Source organism: Acidimicrobiales bacterium (assembly GCA_036273495.1).
GTDB lineage: Bacteria > Actinomycetota > Acidimicrobiia > Acidimicrobiales > JAJPHE01 > DASSEU01.
Map to the genome: position 1 here is coordinate 1 of DASUHN010000001.1, position 3038 is coordinate 3038.

3 protein-coding genes are annotated in these 3038 nt (G+C 72.6%); 2 read left to right on the forward strand and 1 reads right to left on the reverse strand.

Going from position 1 to position 3038, the window contains the following annotated elements; translation table 11 throughout:
- The first annotated feature begins 57 nt into the window (after positions 1-57).
- Positions 58-717, forward strand: coding sequence for a lysophospholipid acyltransferase family protein (locus tag VFW24_00005; protein ID HEX5265131.1), 660 nt, complete (start codon positions 58-60; stop codon positions 715-717).
- Between the two features lie 5 nt (positions 718-722).
- Here VFW24_00005 and ispH read toward each other — a convergent pair whose 3' ends face one another.
- Entirely contained in the window at positions 723-1766 is a 1044-nt protein-coding gene (ispH, locus tag VFW24_00010) for a 4-hydroxy-3-methylbut-2-enyl diphosphate reductase (GenBank protein ID HEX5265132.1), read from the reverse strand.
- Between the two features lie 55 nt (positions 1767-1821).
- On the opposite strand from ispH, the gene VFW24_00015 reads away from it, so the two are divergent.
- Positions 1822-3038 (forward strand): DUF512 domain-containing protein (locus VFW24_00015; protein HEX5265133.1); only part of this gene is annotated, 1217 nt, incomplete at its 3' end.

Below are 3038 nucleotides of genomic sequence, written 5' to 3' on the forward strand. Positions count from 1 at the left end.
GCTCGACACCACCGACCGGAGCGTGGACGAGGTCGTCCAGGCCATCCTGGACGAGCTGTGACCGTGCGCCCCGACCTCGTCTTCTACCGGGTGTGCCGGTTCCTCTCGGTGACCGTCTTCTGCGGGCTGTGGTTCCGGGCCAGCTACGAGGGCCGGGAGAACGTCCCGGCCTCGGGGCCGTACGTCGTGGCCCCCGTGCACCGGTCGAACCTCGACACGCTCATCGTCGGTGGGCTCAGCCGGCGCCGCCTCCGGTTCATGGGCAAGGACTCGCTGTGGAAGATCCGCTTCTTCGGGGCGCTCTTCAGCGCCCTCGGGGCCTTCCCGGTGCACCGCGGCAGCGCCGACCGGGAGGCGCTGCGGCGCTCGATCGAGGTGTTGAAGGGAGGCGAGCCGCTCGTCATGTTCCCCGAGGGCACCCGCCAGTCCGGGCCGACCGTGCAGCCGCTCTTCGAGGGGGCGGCCTACATGGCGTGCCGGGCGGGAGTCCCGATCGTCCCCGTCGGCATCGGCGGTTCGGAGGCCGCCATGCCCAAGGGATCGAAGATGATCCGCCCGGTGAAGGTGCACGTGGTGGTCGGCCGCCCCATCGTCCCGCCGGCGCCGACCGATGGCGGCCGGGTGCCCCGGGCGGCCGTGCACGATGTCACCGAGCAGCTCCACGCCGAGCTGCAGACCCTGTTCGACGCCGCCCGGCACCGGGTGGGCGACCCCTAAGCCAGCTAGTTCCCGAGGGCGTCGAGGGCGGCGCTGGCGGTCAGGATCCGGTCGTCAACCGGGGGCCCGCTGTCTCCCTCCGGGGGGGGAGCGCCCAGGCTGAAGGTCAGGGCCGACGACACGGCCCGGACGAGATCGCGGAGCTCCCGGGGCGGGGGGAAGTACTCCTCCTCGTCGACCACGACGACCTCCTCGGGCGGCGTCGCCGGGTTGAGGCGGGCCACGACGGCGTCGATGAGCGCCTCCGGGGCCGAGGCGCCGGCGGTCACCGCGACCGTGCCGGACAGGTCGTCGGGCACCTCGTCGGGTCCGTCCACCCTGACCACGCGGGCGCATCCGGCCGCCCGCGCCACCTTCTCGAGGGCGATGGTGTTGGACGAGTTGGCCGAGCCGATCACGACCACGGCGTCAGCGTCGGACGCCACCGCCTTGAGCGCCGCCTGCCGGTTGGTGGTGGCGAAGCAGAGGTCGCTGCGTCCCGGCATCCACACGTCGGGGAAGCGCTCCCTCACCGCCTCGCTCACGCCTCTCCACTCGTCGTGGCTGAGGGTGGTCTGGGCCAGGAGGGCCACCGGCCCGGCCACGGCGTCGAGGGCGGCCACGTCCTCCTCGGTCTCGACCAGGCGCACCGAGTCGGGCGCCACCGCCATGGTGCCGAGGGCCTCGTCGTGGCCCTCGTGGCCGACGTAGACGATCGTGTAGCCCTTGCCGGCGCGGGTCTTCACCTCGTGGTGGACCTTGGTCACCAGCGGGCAGACGGCGTTGACCACGACCCCGGCCGCCCGGCGGGCGGCGGCCACCACCTCGGGGGCCGACCCGTGGGCCGAGAGCATGATCGGCGCCCCGGCCGGGACCTCGGCCACGTCGTCGACGAACACCACGCCGAGCTTCCGGAACCGGTCCACGACCAGCTGGTTGTGGACGATCTCGTGGTAGCAGTAGACGGGAGGCTCGAACACCCGCACCATCCAGGCGAGGGCCTTGATGGCCATCTCCACGCCGGCGCAGAAGCCCCGCGGCTCGGCCAGGAGCACCCGGTCCACCTGCATCTCCCCAGGGTACCGGCCACCCGGTCGGCCACTCTCCGCCCCTATCCTGGTGGACATGTCGCTGCCCAGCGTGGCGGCGGTGGACCCAGGCTCACCGGCCGACGTGGCCGGTGTGCAGCCAGGAGACCAGATCCTGGCCATCAACGGCCAGGTCCCCCGCGACGTCATCGAGTACCGCCTGCTCGTCGACGAGCCCGACGTCGAGCTCGAGCTGCGGCGCGGCGGGCTCGAGCTGACCGTCGCGGTCGAGAAGGCGGGAGGATCCGCTCTCGGCGCCGAGATCTCCTCGGCCCTGTTCGACCAGGTCCGCACCTGTGACAACCACTGCGAGTTCTGCTTCATCTACCAGCTGCCCAAGGGTCTGCGGCCCAGCCTCTACATGAAGGACGACGACTACCGGCTGTCGTTCCTCTACGGGAACTTCACGACCCTCACCCGCTTCACCGAGGCGGACCTGGAGCGGGTGGTGAGCGAGAGGCTGTCCCCCCTGTTCGTGAGCATCCACGCCACCGACCCCGACGTCCGGGCGCGCATGCTGCGCAACCGGAGGGGGGCGGTGAGCCTGCGGTGGCTGCGCGCCCTTCTCGACCACGGGATCGAGGTCCACGGCCAGGTGGTGGTGTGCCCGGGGGTCAACGACGGCGCCGTGCTGGCCGACACCCTCACCGGGATCCTCGACGAGTACCCGGAGCTGTCGACCGCCGCCGTGGTGCCGTTGGGAATCAGCCGCTTCTCCCAGGAGCAGTCGCTCCGGCCGCACACGGTCGCAGGTGCCGCCGCCGTCGTCGACCTGGTGGAGGAGTACCAGGAGGTCTTTGCCCGGTGCACGGGGCGGCGGGTGGTCCACGCCGCCGACGAGTACTACCTCATGGCGGGCCGGGGCTTCCCGGCGCCCGAGGTGTACGAGGGCTTCCCGCAGCACGAGAACGGCATCGGGATGGCGGCGGCGTTCGCCGCGGCGTTCCACGGTGACGCCGGCGCCGCCCACGGGCGGCGTCCCGGGTTCTTCGCGTGGGTCGACGGTGCTCCGGCGGCGGGATACCGGGCCAGGAGGACCGACGGCGGTGCGGCGCCCCCGGACGCGGGAGACGGGGTCACCGTGCTGACCGGCCAGTACGGCGCCGAGGTGATCGCGCCCCTGGTGCGCGCCCAGTACGGGGAGGGCCGGGTCGACGTGGTGGCGGTCGAGAACCGCTTCTTCGGGGGGAACATCGCGGTCTCCGGGCTGCTGACGGGCGGCGACGTGGCCTCCGCCCTCGAGGAGGCGCCCCC

Coding starts and splice junctions, on each gene's coding strand:
- ispH (HEX5265132.1), bottom strand. CDS start 1,766: ATGCAGGTGGACCGGGTGCTCCTGGCCGAGCCGCGGGGCTTCTGCGCC.